At 56.9% G+C, this 18500-nt stretch carries 15 protein-coding genes; 9 read left to right on the top strand and 6 right to left on the bottom strand.

What is annotated here, in order from left to right; genetic code table 11:
- Nucleotides 1-89: 89 nt before the first annotated feature.
- Nucleotides 90-977 carry a LysR substrate-binding domain-containing protein gene (locus tag ACR0BT_RS07465; RefSeq protein WP_170423129.1) on the top strand — a complete coding sequence of 296 codons (888 nt, stop codon included), beginning with the start codon at nt 90-92 and terminating at the stop codon, nt 975-977.
- Between the two features lie 16 nt (nt 978-993).
- Here the strand turns inward: ACR0BT_RS07465 and ACR0BT_RS07460 are convergent, their stop codons facing one another.
- From ACR0BT_RS07460 to ACR0BT_RS07435, 6 genes are all read right to left on the bottom strand, one after another.
- Entirely contained in the window at nt 994-3438 is a 2445-nt protein-coding gene (locus ACR0BT_RS07460) for a GcvT family protein (protein WP_480762838.1), read from the bottom strand.
- Nucleotides 3439-3459: 21 nt separating this feature from the next.
- Nucleotides 3460-4710, bottom strand: a complete 1251-nt coding sequence (locus ACR0BT_RS07455; protein WP_480762837.1) for an aminotransferase class V-fold PLP-dependent enzyme — start codon at nt 4708-4710, stop codon at nt 3460-3462.
- Nucleotides 4711-5549: 839 nt separating this feature from the next.
- The gene (locus tag ACR0BT_RS07450) at nt 5550-6494 is read right to left on the bottom strand and encodes an ABC transporter substrate-binding protein (RefSeq protein ID WP_170694956.1); all 945 of its coding nucleotides are present in this window, start codon (nt 6492-6494) and stop codon (nt 5550-5552) included.
- A 47-nt stretch (nt 6495-6541) separates the two neighbouring features.
- Nucleotides 6542-7549, bottom strand: coding sequence for an ABC transporter permease (locus ACR0BT_RS07445; protein ID WP_170394139.1), 1008 nt, complete (start codon nt 7547-7549; stop codon nt 6542-6544).
- Nucleotides 7546-9084 carry a sugar ABC transporter ATP-binding protein gene (locus ACR0BT_RS07440; protein WP_480762836.1) on the bottom strand — a complete coding sequence of 513 codons (1539 nt, stop codon included), beginning with the start codon at nt 9082-9084 and terminating at the stop codon, nt 7546-7548. The genes ACR0BT_RS07445 and ACR0BT_RS07440 overlap by 4 nt, the downstream gene beginning before the upstream one ends.
- A 29-nt stretch (nt 9085-9113) precedes the next feature.
- Nucleotides 9114-10667, bottom strand: coding sequence for a UxaA family hydrolase (locus tag ACR0BT_RS07435; protein ID WP_223118556.1), 1554 nt, complete (start codon nt 10665-10667; stop codon nt 9114-9116).
- Nucleotides 10668-10751: 84 nt separating this feature from the next.
- Between ACR0BT_RS07435 and ACR0BT_RS07430 the strand changes: the two genes are divergently transcribed.
- From ACR0BT_RS07430 to ACR0BT_RS07395, 8 genes are read left to right on the top strand one after another with little or no spacing between them, the layout of a single operon-like run.
- Complete coding sequence (locus tag ACR0BT_RS07430; RefSeq protein ID WP_223118555.1) at nt 10752-11489, top strand: GntR family transcriptional regulator; 738 nt, start codon at nt 10752-10754, stop codon at nt 11487-11489.
- Nucleotides 11486-12538: an aldo/keto reductase gene (locus ACR0BT_RS07425; RefSeq protein WP_480762835.1), complete on the top strand. Its 1053-nt coding sequence runs from the start codon at nt 11486-11488 to the stop codon at nt 12536-12538. Before ACR0BT_RS07430 ends, ACR0BT_RS07425 begins: the two co-directional genes overlap by 4 nt.
- Entirely contained in the window at nt 12528-12956 is a 429-nt protein-coding gene (locus tag ACR0BT_RS07420) for an RbsD/FucU domain-containing protein (protein ID WP_170394147.1), read from the top strand. Before ACR0BT_RS07425 ends, ACR0BT_RS07420 begins: the two co-directional genes overlap by 11 nt.
- Nucleotides 12953-13783 (top strand): amidohydrolase family protein, encoded by an 831-nt coding sequence (locus ACR0BT_RS07415; protein WP_480762834.1) that lies wholly within the window; start codon nt 12953-12955, stop codon nt 13781-13783. The genes ACR0BT_RS07420 and ACR0BT_RS07415 overlap by 4 nt, the downstream gene beginning before the upstream one ends.
- A 1-nt stretch (nt 13784) precedes the next feature.
- Entirely contained in the window at nt 13785-14897 is a 1113-nt protein-coding gene (locus ACR0BT_RS07410; protein ID WP_170625603.1) for a fumarylacetoacetate hydrolase family protein, read from the top strand.
- Between the two features lie 12 nt (nt 14898-14909).
- Nucleotides 14910-16412, top strand: coding sequence for an aldehyde dehydrogenase (NADP(+)) (locus ACR0BT_RS07405; protein WP_480762833.1), 1503 nt, complete (start codon nt 14910-14912; stop codon nt 16410-16412).
- Between the two features lie 8 nt (nt 16413-16420).
- Complete coding sequence (locus tag ACR0BT_RS07400; RefSeq protein WP_480762832.1) at nt 16421-17176, top strand: SDR family oxidoreductase; 756 nt, start codon at nt 16421-16423, stop codon at nt 17174-17176.
- A gap of 17 nt (nt 17177-17193) precedes the next feature.
- Nucleotides 17194-18036 (top strand): fumarylacetoacetate hydrolase family protein, encoded by an 843-nt coding sequence (locus ACR0BT_RS07395; protein ID WP_170423108.1) that lies wholly within the window; start codon nt 17194-17196, stop codon nt 18034-18036.
- Nucleotides 18037-18500: the final 464 nt, after the last annotated feature.

Here is an 18500-nt window from a genome sequence, read left to right as displayed (position 1 = left end):
TCCATTGTAGCATATGAACCAGATCAATTCCCGCCGCGAAACAGAATTCCCGGCGCACCACCTACCCGCTCGCCCAGGAACCTATCGCCATGATGAACCTGCCCCACCTGATCTTCCTGCGCTCCTTCGAGGCCGCCGCCCGGTACCTCAGCTTTACCAGCGCGGCAGATGAGCTGAACTGCACCCAATCCGCCGTCAGCAACCATGTGCGTTCGCTCGAAGAGTTTTTGCAGCGGCCTCTGTTCGTGCGCCATGCCCGGTCATTGTCGCTGACCGACGTGGGCGAGGCGTATCTGCCTTCAGTGCGGCATGCTCTGCATGAGATTGACGTGGCCACACAATCGGTCATCCAGCGGTCACACACCCGCAAAGTCGTCGTGTCTTGCCCGGTCAGCCTGGCCGAGAATTGGCTACCGGACGTAATCCGGGGTTTTAGCGACCAGCACCCGGATATCGACCTGACGGTACACGGCACCGTCTGGATTGATGTCGAGCCGAACGTCTCGGACATTTCGATAACGGTCAATCATATTGACGATGTGACGGTGGGCGCGCGGCAGCTGTGGGCCGAAAAGCTTGCGGTCGTGTGCGCGCCCGAATTCACAGTCAATGGCGCCCAGCTGACCGATCCGGCGCAACTGCAAGAGGCACCTCTGATCCATATTCTGGGTCGTCCAGCTTATTGGGAACGGGTCGCACGCCATTTTGATCTGGCAGACCTGAACCAGAAGGAAGGGCTGCGAACCAACGCTTCAAATCTGGCAATGGAGATGGCGGCGAAGTCGTTGGGCTGCGTCGCCCTGCCCCGCTCTCTGGCCGGGTCTTATGTGGACCGGGGGCTGCTGATCGAACCGTTCGAATTCGATTTGGACAGCCCATGGGCCTATTTCGTGCGTCTCAAGGAAAAACCCGTTTCACCGTCGGTCAGGCTGTTTCAGGACTGGCTGCTAAACGCCGCCGCCAGCATGAACCGCTGACCTGCAACGGGGCTGCTCAGGCAGCCCCTTCCAGTGCCGGTTTAACATCGCGCAGGCGGTTTCCATCCGGATCAAAGGGAGGCTCGGACAGGATTTTCGCTTTATGGGGCTTGCCAAGGATGAACACTTCGACCGTATCACCAGGTTGTGCGACCTCAGGGTTTATATAGCCAAGCGCTAGCGATTTGCCGACCGAATAGCCGTATGCACCGGATGTCACGCGGCCAACCGGGGTACCATCCGGGGTAAAAATCGGCTCACCGCCGGTCGCGTCGGCATCCTCGGAGACTTCGACCTCGAAGATTGACAGCACTTCGCGCGCGGCGTTGTCCTTGACCGACAGATACGCATCCTTGTGCAGGAAATCCTTGTCTAGCTTGATCAGGCCCGCCAGCCCGACCTCTTGCGGCCAGTATTCCTGCGAATACTCACGGCCCCATGAGCCATAACCTTTTTCGATCCGCAACGACCCCAGCGCGCGGCCGCCAACGGGGCCGCCATCCAGCAGCTTGGCCGCATCCAGCAGCGCAGCGTACAGGCGGGTCTGATCTTCTTCGGCGCAGTGCAACTCCCACCCTAGATCGCCGGTAAAGCTGACGCGGATGGCCAGACAGGTGACACCTGCAACCTCGATTGTGGCCGAGCGCATAAAGCGGAACGCCTCGTTCGACAGGTCTGCATTGGTCAGCCGCTGCAGCAGGTCACGCGCTTTCGGACCGGCGACGTTGAACCCTGCTATGCGGTCCGTGGCGACTTCGAAGGTTGTGTTCTTTGGCAGGTCGATCATGTTGAAGAAGCGTTGATGATAGCGCTCGGCCATGCCCGATCCGATCATCATGTATTCGTCATCGGCCACCTTGGTTATGGTGAAATCGCCAGCCACGCCGCCACGGACAGAGATCAGCGGCGTCAGGCAAGACCGCCCGATCACGGTCGGTACGCGGTTGGCGACCAAGCGATCCAGCCAATCTTGCGCGCCGGGTCCTTTGATGATGTAGTTCGCAAAATTCGATATGTCGATGACGCCCACATTCTCCCGCAGCATCTGTACCTCACGTCCCACCGGCTCCCACCAGTTCTGGCGTGTGAAGCCGTTGGTTTCCTGTACACCGGGCTGATCGGCGAACCATAGGGGATGCTCCCAGCCGCAGTTCAGACCAAAGACACAGCCCATGTCTTTCTGCATTTCAAAGGCAGGGCGGACTCGGGCGGGGCGACCTGCACTACGCTCCTCGTTCGGGAAGTGGATGGCAAAACGGTGGGTATACTGGTCCTCAACCCGTGCCTTGGTGAATTTTTTGTCGGCCCAGTCGCCGAAGCGGGCCAGATCCCATGCAAACATGTCGTATTGCGGCTCGCCCTCGATCATCCACTGCGCCGCCAGCAGGCCCAGACCACCCGATTGCGAGAAACCCGGGATCAGTCCGCCGCAGAGGAAATAGTTCTTCAGTTCGGGCACCGGACCCCACAAGGCGCTGGAGTCCGGAGACCAGATCATCGGCCCGTTGATCACCCGTTTGACCCCTGCGGTGGCGGCAACTGGCACACGTTCGGTAGCGCGGATCACGTTTTCCATGATCCGATCCAAATCGTCGGGGAACAGGTCATGGGCAAAGTCCAGCGGCGTACCGTCCTCGGCCCAGAACTTCATGTCCTTCTCATAGGCCCCGATGAGCAATCCGTTGCCTTCCTGACGGAAATAGTACTCGCCATCCCGGTCTGCAATTGACGGAAGGCGACGACCCAGATTGGCAACTTCTTCGATGGATTCAGTCACGAAGTACTGGTGCTCGGTCGGTTGCAACGGCAGAGTCAGCCCCGCCAGCGCCGCAACTTCGCGGCCCCAAAGACCAGCGGCATTCACCACCCATTGCGTGTGAATATCGCCCTTTGCGGTACGCACGATCCAAGACCCGTCGGGTTGCTGATCCGTACCTAGCACCGGACAGAACCGTTCTATGGTTGCTCCCATGGCGCGGGCACCGGCAGCATAGGCGTGGGGCACGCCCGAGGGATCCACATTGCCGCCATCGGGTTCATACATGATGCAGCGGATATCGTCGAACTGCGCCAGCGGGTGCAGTTCCTTGGCCTTCTCGCGACTGACCTCGTGGAAATTCAAACCATAGAATTTAGCCTTGGCTTCCTGCAGGCGCAGCTGATGTTCGCGTTCTTCGGTTTGCGCCAAATAGAGCGAACCGGGCTGGAACACGCCGCAGCTTTGACCGGTTTCCTGTTCCAGCTCTTTATACAGATTCATCGTATAGTGCTGGATGCGGGTGATATTGTTGTTGTCATGCAGCCCATGAATGTTGGCCGCCGCGTGCCAGGTCGAGCCGCTGGTCAGTTCGTCCCGCTCTAGCAGGACCACATCGGTCCAACCCAACTTGGCGAGATGATACAGAATTGAACAGCCGGCTAGGCCGCCGCCGATTACAACCGCTTGCGCATGCGTTTTCATGAGCTTCCCCTCTCAAATGCCTCAGGCGGCGATGGTTTTCATTGCACCCAGAAACTGGGCCACTTCGGCGACGCTGTTGTAGTGGCACATCGAAACACGCACGCAGCTGTCCATGCCAAGCGGTGTGAGGATGTTGCCCGAATAGTGATCGGCCTTGCGCAAATGCGTACGGATGCCTTGTTCGTTCAGTTGCTTGACCACATCGACCGACGGCACGCCCTCGACCTGCAGTGACACCAGCCCCTCGCGTGCTGGGTTATCGACACCGCCCAGAATGGTCACCTTCTCCATCTCGGCCAGCCCGGGCAGGTTGCCGGTTCCGCGGATCATCGCATCAGTCAACGCTTTTTCCTGCTCATGGATCGCCTCTCCGGCAGCGACGAATTTTTCGCGCCGGTCGGTGGCGTCGCTGACCTGTGCGCCCAGCCATTCGAAATAGCTGACTACGTCAGACATTGTAGCGTAAGAGCCGGTATCACGCGTCCCCATTTCCCAATTGTCGGCGGGGCCGTCGATCAAGCTGTTATGTGGCAGCTTGGTCAGCCGGTCAGAAATCCAGGCCACCCCGTAACCATGGCGCGAGAACACCTTGTAGGGCGAGATCACATAGCCATCGACATCATAGGCGGTCAGGTCGATCCGGCCATGCGCGGCGTGCTGGATACCGTCGATTATGATGAAGCAATTGGGCGCAACGGTGCGGATCTCGGCAGCCACAGCCGCTACATCCACGCCCATACCGGTCACCGGCGAGGTGTGCACGATAGTCGCAACCTTTGTGTCCGGCGTAACCTGCGCCGCATAAGCATCTGCGGTGACGGTGCCTGTGGCGTCGTCATGGACCACCAGAACATGATCTTGCCCGGCCACCCCGGCCCAACGCGCGCAAGCGCTTCGGGTCGCGGGATGTTCCAGCGTTGTGCCAAGCACCCGACCGGTGCCCGTGCCCAGACAGGCGTTCATAATCAAACGAAACAGCAGCTCGGTCCCGCTTTCGCCGACAAAGAACTGGCCACCGGGGGCGTTCATGAACACGGCCATATCTTCTTTGGCCTTGTTGATTACCCGCACCAGTTCGTGACTTCCCGGGTTGTCGCGGCCCTGATTGTCAGGGATCGCAGCATAAGCCTGCGAGGTGTCCACAACCGAATTCAGCGTCAGCGCGCCACCCGCGTTTTCAAAGAAAATACGCGGTCCCTGCTGCGGGCAGTGGTCAACCTGCGCAAATCGGGCACGGATTTGTTCAAGCAATTCTGGAGTGATCTTGGTCATCGGGAACCATTCCTGCGAAAATGTCATTCTGGCAAGATATATGCGCCCTTTTGCAAAACTACTCACAAAAAAACTTGGGGCATTGTGGGTGGAAATTGAGACCATCGAGCCAAGAGAGCTCAGCCACAAGAACAATATGGTTCGCGAATTTCAATTTCGTCGGCCCGATCACACCCTCACGCATGCATTCGCTCGGTTGAGAAACCGCTGGTCAGGCCGACGGTTTGTAACCTGAGCGTTGTTCTAGAGACATCGCTTTGCAGGACGGTGTTGAGAGAGTGACGACCCAACCTCATTGGCGCAGCCTGTACCGCCATCACAAACCAGACATCGTAGGAGCGGGCATGCGTCCTGCATCCCAGATATTCCCATATCGGCAGGGGTATTTAGATAGATAGCGATTCATGCATTTGTTTACAGCAGTTTGGGATTTCGTCACGTCTTTCAGACCTGATTAATCGCCATTGTAAGAGATCACGAACTTGCCTTCGACGCGGCGATACCGCGAACCACTCACGCGCTGGTGGCGCATTCGTCGATGGTCAATAGCTTGTAACATATTGGTGTATAGAGCTTGCTGATTGAAAGCTGAAAAGTTAATCGTCTGCAACAGGTTAGCTTATGTCCAGACTTCGAGTATTAAATCAATTTGCCAAAATTTCTGCTAATTAGGCTTAAACCCATCATCGACGCACCAAGGACATACGCAGAGCAGCGACAGACCGGTGTTGCGACCCAAACGCCGTTGCCCCGCAAAAACTGACATAATTCACCTGAACGATGAACATTGGTTGTCCGGCCCACCAAAAAGGCAGGCCGAACAGTGTTAATAAGTACTTTTAGTCGTACAGAACGGCCGAGATCTTCGGGTCGTCAATATTCGAGGCATCGTAGTAGTAGAAGCCTGTGTCGATCAGACCTGGAACCTCTTCCCCATTCAGAGCCGCAACCGCTGCTTTCACAGTCTCATAGCCGATGCCCACAGGGTTTTGCGTGATCGCACCCGCCATCAGGCCGCTCTTGATTGCGTCTTTCTGGGCCTTGCCACTGTCATAACCGATGATCACCAAACCCTCGGTGCCCAGCTCCTGAACGCCATTCACAACGCCGATGGCCGAGCCCTCGTTGGTGCCGAAGATGCCATTCAGATCGGGGTTTGCTGTCAGGATCGCCTTTGTGACCTCGGTCGACTTCAGGTGGTCGCCCTGACCGTACTGAACTGTGACGACTTCGATATCCGGGTACTTCTCGGCCATGCGATTGACGAAACCGTCGCGGCGGTCGATGCCGGTTCGGCTGGTCTGGTCATGCGCGACAACCGCAACTTTACCCTTGCCGCCGATTTTTTCGGCCATCTTGTCGGCTGCAAGCCCAGCCGCCGCCAGATTGTCTGTTGTCGCAGTTGAAAGCGGGATGTCACTGTCAACGCCGCTGTCGAAGGCGATGATCGGAATGCCCTTTTCGTTGGCCTGCTTCAAAAGCGGAATTGCGGCCTGACTGTCCAGAGCGGCAAACCCAATGGCTTTGGGGTTGTTGGCCAAAGCGGCAGCCAGCATGTCGATTTGGCGGTCCACCATTGTTTCGTTATCCGGACCTTCGAACGTGATGGTGACATCAAACTCGTCTGCTGCCTGTTCGGCGCCGGACTTCACCGCTTGCCAGAACTGATGTTGGAACCCTTTGGATACCAGTGGAATGTAAATCTCTTCGGCTGCCGCCATCGAGGCGGGACCTGCCAGGGTGGCTGCACTCAGCGCACCCAGAATGAAACGACGTGTTAACATGTTTTCTCCTCCAGTTGGTCGTTTTGGTCTTTGATTTAGTTGCTTGGTCATCCCGATTTCTTGCGTCGCGCCATATCGGCATAGACGGCCAGGATGATGATCGCTCCGGTCACAACGGTCTGCCATTCCTGCGCGACTGACAGCACGCGCAATCCGTTGGTCAGTACAGCCATGATCAGGGCGCCAATCAGCGTGCCCAGGATCGTGCCGCGCCCACCGGACAAAGACGTGCCACCGATCACCACGGCTGCGATCGCCTCCAATTCGTATCCCAAACCCAATGCCGGCTGCGCCGAGTTCAGGCGCGAGGCGATCAGGATACCGGCGATGCCGCAGATCGCTCCGGCCAGCGCATAAATGCGCATCTTCCACATGTCGGTGTTCACGCCTGACAGACGCACCGCTTCCTCGTTAGAGCCAAGCGCAAAGGTGTAACGACCCAGAACTGTGCGCCCCAGAATGTACGAAGCCGCGATGGCCACCAGGAACAGGATAAGCACACCGTTGGGGATGGGTAGCGATGGGAAGACCTCTCCGATCAGCGACCCGCGCGAGATCTGGTCAAAGCCCGGCGTGTCATTGAAGTAGATTGGCCGTGTCCCAGAGATCACCAGCGACAGGCCTTTGAGGATCAGCATCATCCCAAGCGTGGCGATGAAGGGCGGAATTTTCATTTTCGCTACGAAAGTGCCCGAGCAAAGTCCGCAAAATGCGCCCGCCGCAATGGCTGCGGCCACTCCCAACAGCAAGGGCATGCCGAGATATGTCAGGACCACCCCGGCGATCACAGCGCAGAAAGTCATCAGTGTTCCGACTGAAAGGTCGATCCCACCGGTGATAATGACCAGCGTCGCAGCAACAGCCAGAACGCCATTCACCGATGTCGCCTGCAGAATGGCGATCATGTTCGACGTCTGCATGAAGTTGGGTGAAGCAATGGAAAAACCGATTAGCAGAACGATCAAACTGGCAAAGGCCAAGAGCTTTTGATACGCGCCGCTGTCCGCAAGACCCGAGAGTGGCTTTTTCTTTTCGATGTCGGTTGCTGTGGTCATTGGACTGTCCCTGTTACCTGCATCGCCGCTGCACGTTGCGTGGCCAGATGCATGATGTCTTCCTGAGTGGTGTCTTTTCCGCCGGGCAAAATGCCGGTCAGCCGCCCTTCGCACATCACGGCGATGCGATGGCTGAGGCGCATGATTTCGGGCAGTTCGGATGAGATCACGATGATCGTCTTGCCCTGCCCTGCCAGTTCTTCCAGCAACTTGTAAATCTCGGATTTCGCGCCGACGTCGATACCGCGGGTCGGTTCGTCAAAGATCAGAATATCGCAGTCGCGCAGCAGCCATTTGGCGATGACAACCTTCTGCTGATTGCCGCCTGACAGCAGGCGAACCTCCTGCACATCCGATGGCGTTCTAATTCCCAATTGCTGGATGTAGCTTTTGGCGGTGTCGCTGATTTCACCATCGTGCAGAACCCCGCCTGCGCCGGTGAATCGGTCCATCGAGGCAAGCGCGATGTTGTCGCGTACATTCATACCAGTGGCGAGACCGAAGTGCTTTCGGTCCTCGGACAGGTATCCAATCCCCGCTTTGACGGCGTCGGTGGGTGATTTGATCGACACCACCTGACCATGTACCCGGATTTCTCCGCTATCCTTGGGGTCGGCCCCAAATATGGCGCGCGCGACCTCGGTGCGACCTGCGCCCATAAGACCGGCGAAGCCCAGAATTTCACCCTTTTGGACCGAGAAACTGACGTCCTGAATTTCGTTGCTCCGGCTCAGCCCGGTGATCTGCAGAGACATCTCCGCATCACCCAGATCGGGCACGTCCAGCGGTTCTTCCTTGACCTCTCGGCCCACCATCATGGCGATGATCTGGCTGATCGGGGTTTCAGCAGCCCCAACTGTTCCGACATATTCCCCATCGCGCATAACCGTCACGCGATCCGAGATCTGCTTCAGCTCGTCCATCTTGTGGCTAATGTAAACGATGCCTACACCTTCAGCCTTGAGGCGGCGGATGATCACGAACAGCTCAGCAATCTCGGCGTCATTCAGGGCCGCTGTTGGCTCGTCCATGATGAGCACCTTGGACCGAAAGGACAGTGCCTTGGCGATCTCGACCATTTGCTGTTTTGCGATGGTCAGGCTGCCAACCAACGCCTTGGGATCAAGGCTGAGGTTCATCGAAGCAAAGATTTCGGCAGTCTGCGCATTCAGCGCCGCCTCGTCCAAACGGCCAAAGCCCTTACGCGGTTCGCGTCCGATAAAAATGTTCTGGGCTACGGTCAGGTCGTTCATCAGGCTCAATTCCTGATGGATGATCCCTATACCTAGATCCTGCGCCTCGCGCGGGGTTGTCGGGCTGACTTCGCGCCCTTCGATCTTCAAGGTCCCGCCGTCACGTTGATAAATACCCGACAGGATTTTCATCAACGTACTTTTGCCGGCACCGTTCTCGCCCATCAGCGCGTGAACTTCACCCGGTTCAAGATCGAATTGCACGGATTTCAGCGCGTGCACGCCGGGGAAAAACTTATCAATCCCCGTCATTTCGACCAGTCTATTTTTATTGCCTCCCATTTGCCCCTCTCCCCTTGGGCCAACGCGGTTTACATCACCGCACCAATTTGCCAGGGGACGAATTCAACGCCCCCAAATCCAAGTTCCTCGCTTTTGGTTTTCTTGCCTGAGGCGACACGGATCAGTATTTCGAACAGTTCTTCGCCCTTGCTCTCGATGCTGATCCCGTCTGTCACGATGTCACCGCAGTTCAGATCCATATCCTCGGCCATGCGGGCATACATTTCGGAATTGGTGGCCAGCTTGATGCATGGCGTTGGCTGATATCCAGACACCGAACCGCGCCCGGTGGTAAACACGATCAGGTTCGCACCCGAAGCGACTTGCCCGGTGACCGAACACGGATCAAAACCGGGACTGTCCATGAAGACAAACCCGCTCTTGTCGATCATCTCACCGAATTTGTAGACGTCTCGCAGTGGCGCGGTGCCTCCCTTAGCTACGGCACCAAGCGATTTCTCAAGAATGGTTGTGAGCCCCCCGCGCTTGTTGCCTGGGCTTGGGTTGTTGTCCATCTCACCGCCGTTTCGGGCCGTGTAGTCCTCCCACCAGTGGATGCGTTCGATCAGTTTTTCACCCACCTCAACAGTCTCGGCCCGCCGGGTCAGCAGGTGTTCGGCACCGTAGATTTCCGAGGTTTCCGACAGGATCGTTGTTCCTCCATGGCGCACAAGTAAATCCGACGCATACCCCAGCGCCGGGTTCGCGGTTATCCCAGAATACCCGTCCGAGCCGCCGCATTGCATACCGACCGTGATGGCACTGATCGGAGCCGGAGCGCGTTCGGCTTGATTGGCCAGATGGGCGATGCCGCGCAACTCCGCCAGCCCCCGTTCGATAGTGCGGCGTGTTCCGCCCTCGTTCTGAATGGTCATGTAACGCAGCGCACCGTCAGCGCGGATTGGTCGACCGCCGACAAGATCTGCCACCTGCATGACTTCGCAGCCCAGACCGATCAGCAGAATACCCCCGAAATTCGGATGCTGTGCATAGCCGGCCAACGTCCGAAACAGGGTAGCATAGCCCTCATCCTTGCTGGACATTCCACATCCGGTCCCGTGCACAATCGGGACCACACCGTCAACATTGGGATAGCTTTCCAACAACCCGGTCTTTTCCGCTGCGTCGGCGATAAAACGCGCTACCGAACCCGAGCAGTTCACGGTGGTTAGAATCCCGATGTAGTTTCGGGTTCCCACTTTACCGTCAGATCGATGGTATCCGTCGAATGTACGCTTTTCAGTCAGAACAGGCAGCGGGGTGTTGGCGCTGGCATGTGCATAGTCCTGCTGATGCGCCCCCATGCCAAGGTTGTGCACATGGATATGTTCGCCAGGCGCTATATCGCATTTGGCCTGCCCGATGATCTGACCGTAGCGGACAATATTCTCGCCAGATTGGATTGATGACACGGCTAGCTTGTGGCCGCGGGTAACGGGCGCAGCCAATTGCACGGGAACATGTGCCGGCTGCTCACCCGCCTGCAAGTCACGCAAAGCAATAACGATGTTGTCCTGCGGATTTAGCTTTACGACATCGCGAGTCGCCTCTTCCAAAACGTTTATGCCGCCGTTCGCTCGCATCTCTTCTCCACTTGCTTGGTCAATGTTGCTAAATCCAATATCTCTACTTGTCAACTAACATGTTAGAATGCTAACTTATGCAGTATGAACAAATACCAAGATATTGATGCCGAACTGTTGCCCGAGATCACAACGATCGAAGGACCGCTCGCTCAGCGGGTTCACCACTCATTGAAGCAGGCGATTCTCTCGCTGGACTTCCCACCCGGAGCGAACCTCAGGAAGGCACCTGTGTGTGAAAGATTGGGTGTGTCGCGCGCACCTGTGGCCGATGCGATTGCGCGTTTGGCCTCGGAAGGGCTGGTGGATGTAGTGCCGCAATCAGGCACTCGCGTATCCTACTTTTCGATGGACGAGATCCGCGAAGGCGTATTCCTGCGTGAAGCGCTTGAACTTGCAACTGTCGCCAAAGTCGCGCGCGACATAACCGACGTTCAGCGTAAAAGGTTAAGCCGCAACATGCGTCTGCAGGAACTGTTGATCATGGATGATGATATCCCGGGCTTTTATCAGGCCGATGAAGAGTTCCACAGTCTTCTGATGGAATTTACAGGCTTCCGCCGCCTCGCCGACGTTGCCCAAACCGTTTCCTTACAGGTCAGCCGCGCACGCATGCTGTTGCTGCCCACCCCCGGCAGAATTGCCGAGACACTAGAGGAACATAGGGCCATTTTCGAAGCAATCAGCAATCGCGACGAACAGGCCGCGCAGGTCGCTATGCGCGCCCACCTCGGGCAGTTGATGCCGCGCATTGAGCAGTTGGAGCAACTGAAGCCGCATCTGTTCAACCTCACCCCACAGCTGAATAGCGAGGCAGGATGACCGTTTCCCAAACAGAATTACTGAACAACCGGACCACGCGGCCCGTTCCCCTGACCCGCATGGGGTTCGGTGGGGCACCATTGGGGAACCTGTACCGAAAAGTCTCGGACGAGGACGCGCAGGCGGCATTGCAGACCGCTTTTGACGCAGGCATCCGGTTTTTCGACACAGCGCCGCAATACGGGCTTGGCCGATCAGAGCATCGGTTTGGGCAGGCGATTGGTCGGTTCGGGCGCGAAAACATCCAGCTTTCAACCAAGATCGGTCGCCTGTTACTGGATTGCGAACCGCATGAAGTAACGCCCGAAGCTTTCGTCGATGTACCGCAGAAACGGATCGTGTTTGACTATACCTATGACGGCGTAATGCGGTCTTACGAGGCAAGCCGCAACAGGATCGGTGTCGCCAATTCTGACATTCTTCTGGTCCATGATGTCTGTGTCTTCAGCCAAGGCAGCCAAGAGGTTTCGGACGCCAAGGTGCGTGAACTGTTTGATGGCGGAGGTTACAAGGCTTTGACCGAGCTGCGCGATGCGGGTGAAATCGCAGCAATCGGCGCAGGTGTAAACGAATGGCAGGTTTGCGAGAAACTTCTTGGGCTGGGCGACTTCGACGGGTTCCTTTTGGCTGGGCGCTATACATTGCTTGAACAAGAGGCCCTCGACAGTTTCCTGCCACTCTGCGAGCAGCGCGATGTCGGAATCATCCTCGGAGGACCTTACAATTCAGGCATTCTCGCGACCGGAGCAGTGCCCGGCGCCAAGTACAATTATGCTGACGCGCCCGAAGACATTCTGGACCGGGTTCGCAAAATCGAAGCCGTTTGCGCGGCGCACGACACTCCGTTGATTGCTGCAGCACTGCAATTTGTTCTGGGTCATCCTTGCGTCAAAACAGTAGTTCCCGGAGCCGTAAACGCATCCGAAGTACGATCCAACGTGGCACTAATGGAGCGCAACATTTCTTCCGGCCTGTGGTCGGACTTGCGGTCCGAAGGCCTGATCCGACCTGATGCGCCACTGCCAAGCGAGACAGCTGATGCTGCGTAACATCGACCCGATCCTTTCGCCGGAGTTGCTTTTCACCCTCAGGGCCATGGGCCACGGGGATGAGATTGTTATCGCAGATGCGAATTTTCCGGGCACCAGCATGGGACCAGACTGCATCCGGGCCGATGGGTCTACAGCCAGTGAAATGTTGAAGGCCGTACTTTCTGTGATGCCTTTGGATACGTTCGTTCCTGATCCGGCGTTGACCATGCAGGTTGTCGGCGACGCAGAGGCGGTTCCCGACGCAGTCGCGGACTTTCAACGCATCATCGACACGACCGCCGACAACCCGGCCAAAGTTCAGGGCTTGGAACGGTTTGCATTCTACGAGCGTGCGGCCAACGCGTTTGCCATCGTTCAAACGGGCGAACGCAGGCTTTATGGCAACATCATCCTGAAAAAGGGTGTGATCGCATGAGGATCGACGCGCATCAGCATTTCTGGGCTTTGGCGCGCTGCGACTATGGCTGGCTGACGCCCGATCTGGACACGATCTACCGGGATTTCACGCCGGACGATCTAATGCCCCTGCTTAAGGCTGCCGGGATCGATGGCACAGTCCTTGTCCAGGCGGCGCCCACTGTGGCTGAGACGGAATACATGCTCTCGCTGGCCGATCAGAATGCGTTTATCAAAGGTGTTGTCGGCTGGGTTGATTTTGAAGCCGATGATGTTGGCTCACAGATTTCTGCGTTAGACGCCCATCCGGCACTGGTCGGTCTACGTCCGATGATACAGGACATCGCCGACCCGCTTTGGATGCTAGGCGACGCGCTAACGCCCGCTTTCGAGGCAGCTCAACGGCATGGCCTGACATTTGATGCCTTGACCTTGCCTCAACACCTGGGCCCCCTCAGGCAACTTCTTCAGCATCATTCCGATATGAGTGTTGTCATTGACCATGGGTCGAAACCATTGATCAAAGACGCAATCTTGGGTGACTGGTCCGACAACATAACCGCCTTGGCCCGAGATACAAATGCATGGTGCAAGCTTTCAGGCCTTGTGACCGAGGCTGCAGCAGACTGGACGATCGACGATCTGCGCCCGTACGTGGATCACCTGCTGAACACCTTCGGTCCATCGCGTCTGATCTGGGGTAGCGATTGGCCAGTTTGCACCTTGGCCAGTAGCTATGAGCGCTGGTGTGAAACCACCGACATGTTGCTGAAACATCTGAGCAGCGCAGAACGACAGGCAATAATGGGTGGCAACGCCGCCTGCGCCTACAACCTCAGGAATTAAAATGACCATAGGTACATTGGATTCGAACGGGCTGTGGCTCGGCCGTATTGAGCGCGGCGGAATCGGCCCCAGCGTGGTGACCCTGCGCAATGGGCGGATTATCGATATCACGTCAAAAACGGCACCAACTGTCAGGGACATTCTGGAACGCGACGATGAAGCAGATCATGTGCGCAACGCCCAAGGTGAAGATATCGGCCCTTTGGACGCCGACCACCAATGGCTGGCCCCGTGTGACCTGCAGGCGGTCAAGGCCTGTGGTGTCACATTTGCCGGGTCCATGGTCGAACGCGTAATCGAGGAACAAGCCGCCGGTGATCCTGCCAAAGCCGACGCGATCCGGGCGCGCATCGGAGATCGGATCGGCGACAGCCTTTCGAACATCGTGCCGGGATCAGACGCCGCCGCAGAGGTCAAAGAAGCACTGATCGCTGAAGGCCTCTGGAGCCAGTATCTGGAAGTCGGGATCGGCCCCGATGCCGAGGTGTTCTCCAAAGCACAAGTTTTGTCTTCGGTCGGGTTCGGTTCAGAAATCGGTCTTCACCCGATTTCGACCTGGAACAACCCCGAGCCCGAGGTCGTTCTGGCCGTTACTTCTAAGGGCGAGATTAAGGGCGCTACGCTGGGGAACGACGTCAATCTGCGTGACGTTGAAGGTCGTTCGGCTTTATTGCTGAGCAAAGCAAAGGACAACAATGCCTCTTGCGCGATCGGACCGATGATCCGGTTGTTCGATGATGGGTTCACACTGGACGATGTACGCCAGGCTGAACTTGCGCTAACCGTGACCGGATCGGATGGATTTGTGCTGAACGGAAGCTCTTCTATGTCCCAGATCAGTCGCGATCCTGCAGACCTTGTGAAGCAGACTATCGGGCGCCATCACCAATATCCTGATGGGCTGATGCTTTTCCTTGGCACTCTGTTCGCCCCGACCCAAGACCGTGACACACCTGGCGGTGGGTTCACTCACAAAATTGGCGATGTCGTCACTATCTCCAATACGCGCCTTGGAGCGCTGACAAACACCGTGCGCCTGTCGACGGAATGCCCCGAATGGTCCTTTGGGGCCTCACACCTGATGCGAAACCTCGCCCATCGCGGCCTGCTGTAAGAGAGAACGAATATGTTGACCGGAAAACACCTGATTGCTGGCGAATGGATCGGCGCAGACACTACTTTTGCGTCGGAACCAGCGCATGGACCAAGCCATGACTTTTCTGTGGGGACAGCGGCGATGATTGATAGCGCAGTGGAGGCAGCAGAGTCGGCATTTGCCACTTTCGGGTGGTCCTCGCGTACCGAACGTGCCGCGCTGTTGCGCAAGATCGCAGATGAGATTGATGCCCGCGGGGATGCCATCACCGAAATCGGCACGCAGGAAACCGGCTTGCCCGAGGCACGCCTGCAGGGGGAACGTGGCCGTACCGTCGGCCAGCTGCGCCTCTTCGCCGATCACATCGAAGCGGGCGATTACCTGGACATGCGCCATGACCCGGCCATGCCGGATCGTGCACCCCTGCCCCGCCCCGACCTGCGCATGATACAGCGCCCGCTGGGTCCTGTTGCGGTGTTCGGCGCTTCGAACTTCCCATTGGCCTTCTCAGTCGCAGGGGGTGATACAGCCGCAGCATTAGCCGCAGGATGCCCTGTCGTTGTCAAAGGCCATTCGGCCCATCCCGGCACTGGCGAAATTGTCGCCCAGGCAATCGACGCCGCCATCAAAGCGACAGGGATTCATCCCGGAGTGTTTTCATTGGTACAGGGTGGCAAACGGGATGTGGGCAAGCGATTGGTGCAACATCCCTCGATCCGGGCGGTTGGCTTTACGGGCAGCCTCGGAGGTGGACGGGCGCTGTTCGATTTATGCGCGCAACGCGATGAACCCATTCCGTTTTTTGGCGAACTGGGTTCAATCAATCCGATGTTCATACTGCCGCAAGCGGCGGCCGCGCGCGGTGCTGAAATCGGCAATGGCTGGGCCGCGTCCCTAACCATGGGCGCTGGACAGTTCTGCACCAATCCCGGTATCGCCGTGATCATCGAAGGTCCGGATGCTGACGCGTTTCAAGCAGCGGCAGAGGCTGGCCTGTCTTCGGTGGCCGAGCAGACAATGCTGACCGATGGAATTGCGGAGGCATACCGAAACGGAGTTTCGCGTGTAGCTGCTGGTACCGGTGTATCGAAGATTATCGGCACAAGCCGCAAGTCACGCGATGCGGCCCCATACCTGTTCACTGTTTCAGGTGATGACTGGCTCGCCAATCGGGAGCTGCAAGAAGAAGTCTTCGGACCATTGGGCATCATCGTGCGCGTGAACGACAGCTCTCAGATGCAACAGATCGCGCGGGCCATCGAAGGGCAGTTGACCTGCACACTACATCTGGACGCAGGTGACAAAGCGGACGCTCAGGCACTGCTACCGCTGCTTGAACGAAAGGCTGGGCGATTGTTGGCCAACAGCTTTCCGACCGGGGTCGAAGTTTGCGACAGCATGGTTCACGGAGGCCCCTACCCCGCCTCAACCAACTTTGGCGCAACATCCGTGGGAACATTGTCGATACGCCGTTTCCTGCGGCCGGTTTGTTATCAGGACATCCCATCCGAGCTTCTACCCGAGAAATTGTGAGGTTGTTCATGTCGACAATCAACCCATCCAACCGGCTTGCAGATAAGTCCGCTCTCATCACAGCAGCTGGCCAAGGCATTGGCCGTGCAACCGCCGAATTGTTCGCTGCCGAAGGCGCACGGGTGATAGCCAGCGACATCAACGATGCAGCGCTTGCCGAATTGGGCGGTATTCCGGGTATCGAACCGCTGCAACTGGACGTAATGGACGATAAGGCCGTTACAGATGCAGCGGTCAATCTGCCGCAACTGGACATTCTGTTTAACTGCGCAGGTTATGTGGCGGGGGGATCAATTCTTGAATGCACTGAAAAGGATTGGGATTTCAGCTTTGACCTCAACGTAAAGGCCATGTTCAGACTGATCCAACTGACTCTACCCGGAATGCTGAAAGCAGGCGGAGGATCGATCATCAATATGTCGTCGGTCGCATCGTCCATGAAAGGCGTGCCCAACCGATTTGCGTATTGCGCGTCAAAAGCAGCGGTGATTGGCCTGACCAAGTCTGTGGCAGCCGATTTTGTGACCCAGGGCATTCGGTGCAACGCGATTTGTCCAGGTACGGTGGACAGCCCCAGCCTGCATGACCGGCTTCGCACTACCGGGGATTATGAGCAGGCAATGACTGATTTCATCGCCCGTCAACCGATGGGCCGTATTGGCACAGCGGAAGAGATCGCTGAACTGGCTCTGTATTTGGCCAGTGATGCCAGCAAATACACTTCGGGCCAGCCCTTTGCCATAGATGGCGGCTGGACGATCTGAGCAGGAAGGACCTGACAATGAAACTACTACGCTATGGCCCGAAGGGCGCTGAGAAACCCGGCATTTTGGCCTCAGACGGCTCGGTTCGCGACCTTTCCGGTGTGGTGGATGATATCTCGGGCGATACTCTTGGCGATGTCGTTCTTGAAAAGCTCCGCGCACTAGATTTGGCCAGCCTGCCATTGGTAGACAGCAACCCGCGCATCGGTCCTTGCGTTGGCAATGTTGGAAAGTTCATATGCATTGGCCTGAATTATGCCGATCACGCAGCAGAAAGCGGCATGGAATTGCCTGCTGAGCCCGTGATCTTCTTCAAAGCCACCTCGGCCATCGCCGGCCCCGACGATACCGTAGAAATCCCGCGCGGATCGGTCAAAACCGATTGGGAAGTTGAGCTGGGAGTTGTTATCGGCAAAGAGGCCAAATATGTCTCTGAGGCGGAAGCCATAGACCACGTCGCCGGCTACTGCGTAGTGAACGATTTGTCAGAACGTGACTTTCAGCTTCATCGCTCTGGCCAATGGGTCAAAGGAAAGTCTGCGGACACGTTCGGCCCAATTGGCCCCTGGCTGGTAACACGAGACGAAGTCCCCGACCCGCAGAACCTTCCGATGTATCTTGAGGTAAACGGGCACCGATATCAGGACGGATCAACCAAAACGATGCATTTTGGCGTAGCGACGGTCATCTCGCATCTGTCGCAATTTATGTCTTTGCAACCCGGTGACGTAATTTCTACAGGCACACCCCCGGGTGTTGGTATGGGACAGAACCCGCAGACCTACTTGAATCCCGGCGACAAAATGGAGCTTGGTATTCAGGGTCTGGGCACGCAACGTCAGAACGTCATCCAGGGATGAGAGCGCGCTGTTGGCGAATGCCATATGTAGCCTTGAAGCAACAAAAGTAAGCGAGAAGGTTTTGTCTCAGATAACGCCGCCCGTATACTGATTATCTATCAGGCCAGTATATATTCTTATAGGCGCTTCTCGCGCGATTAATCCGGTATTTGTAGTATCGGATCAGGTTACCGAACATCTTTCTGGTTGCTTCGGGCGTTTCAATACTGAGAAGAGTCATTGTTTTTTTAGCAAGCTTTAACAAAGCCTGTCCTTAAATCACGATTCAGCAGGCCCCTAAGCCGGCTAGATGGGGCGCCTTCGCATTAAAGTAGGCAGACCGATACAGCTCTTAATAATACTTATTAAAGTATTTTGCACACTACGCCCAAATGACCTTCTACTCGGTCAATCATTCAACCCATCGCCGCCCTTTCTTTGGCAAGCCACAGCGCAATCATATCCATCATTGATAGGTGCTCACG

The sequence above is a fragment of the Ruegeria sp. CJ6 genome, assembly GCF_056536665.1.
This window is presented reverse-complemented; position numbering and strand designations above follow the sequence as displayed.

Excerpts from the sequence above, each read along its gene's own strand:
- ACR0BT_RS07465 (WP_170423129.1), top strand. The coding sequence starts at position 90 with ATGATGAACCTGCCCCACCTGATCTTCCTGCGCTCCTTCGAGGCCGCC.
- ACR0BT_RS07460 (WP_480762838.1), bottom strand. The coding sequence starts at position 3,438 with ATGAAAACGCATGCGCAAGCGGTTGTAATCGGCGGCGGCCTAGCCGGC.
- ACR0BT_RS07455 (WP_480762837.1), bottom strand. The coding sequence starts at position 4,710 with ATGACCAAGATCACTCCAGAATTGCTTGAACAAATCCGTGCCCGATTT.
- ACR0BT_RS07450 (WP_170694956.1), bottom strand. The coding sequence starts at position 6,494 with ATGTTAACACGTCGTTTCATTCTGGGTGCGCTGAGTGCAGCCACCCTG.
- ACR0BT_RS07445 (WP_170394139.1), bottom strand. The coding sequence starts at position 7,549 with ATGACCACAGCAACCGACATCGAAAAGAAAAAGCCACTCTCGGGTCTT.
- ACR0BT_RS07440 (WP_480762836.1), bottom strand. The coding sequence starts at position 9,084 with ATGGGAGGCAATAAAAATAGACTGGTCGAAATGACGGGGATTGATAAG.
- ACR0BT_RS07435 (WP_223118556.1), bottom strand. The coding sequence starts at position 10,667 with ATGCGAGCGAACGGCGGCATAAACGTTTTGGAAGAGGCGACTCGCGAT.
- ACR0BT_RS07430 (WP_223118555.1), top strand. The coding sequence starts at position 10,752 with ATGAACAAATACCAAGATATTGATGCCGAACTGTTGCCCGAGATCACA.
- ACR0BT_RS07425 (WP_480762835.1), top strand. The coding sequence starts at position 11,486 with ATGACCGTTTCCCAAACAGAATTACTGAACAACCGGACCACGCGGCCC.
- ACR0BT_RS07420 (WP_170394147.1), top strand. The coding sequence starts at position 12,528 with ATGCTGCGTAACATCGACCCGATCCTTTCGCCGGAGTTGCTTTTCACC.
- ACR0BT_RS07415 (WP_480762834.1), top strand. The coding sequence starts at position 12,953 with ATGAGGATCGACGCGCATCAGCATTTCTGGGCTTTGGCGCGCTGCGAC.
- ACR0BT_RS07410 (WP_170625603.1), top strand. The coding sequence starts at position 13,785 with ATGACCATAGGTACATTGGATTCGAACGGGCTGTGGCTCGGCCGTATT.
- ACR0BT_RS07405 (WP_480762833.1), top strand. The coding sequence starts at position 14,910 with ATGTTGACCGGAAAACACCTGATTGCTGGCGAATGGATCGGCGCAGAC.
- ACR0BT_RS07400 (WP_480762832.1), top strand. The coding sequence starts at position 16,421 with ATGTCGACAATCAACCCATCCAACCGGCTTGCAGATAAGTCCGCTCTC.
- ACR0BT_RS07395 (WP_170423108.1), top strand. The coding sequence starts at position 17,194 with ATGAAACTACTACGCTATGGCCCGAAGGGCGCTGAGAAACCCGGCATT.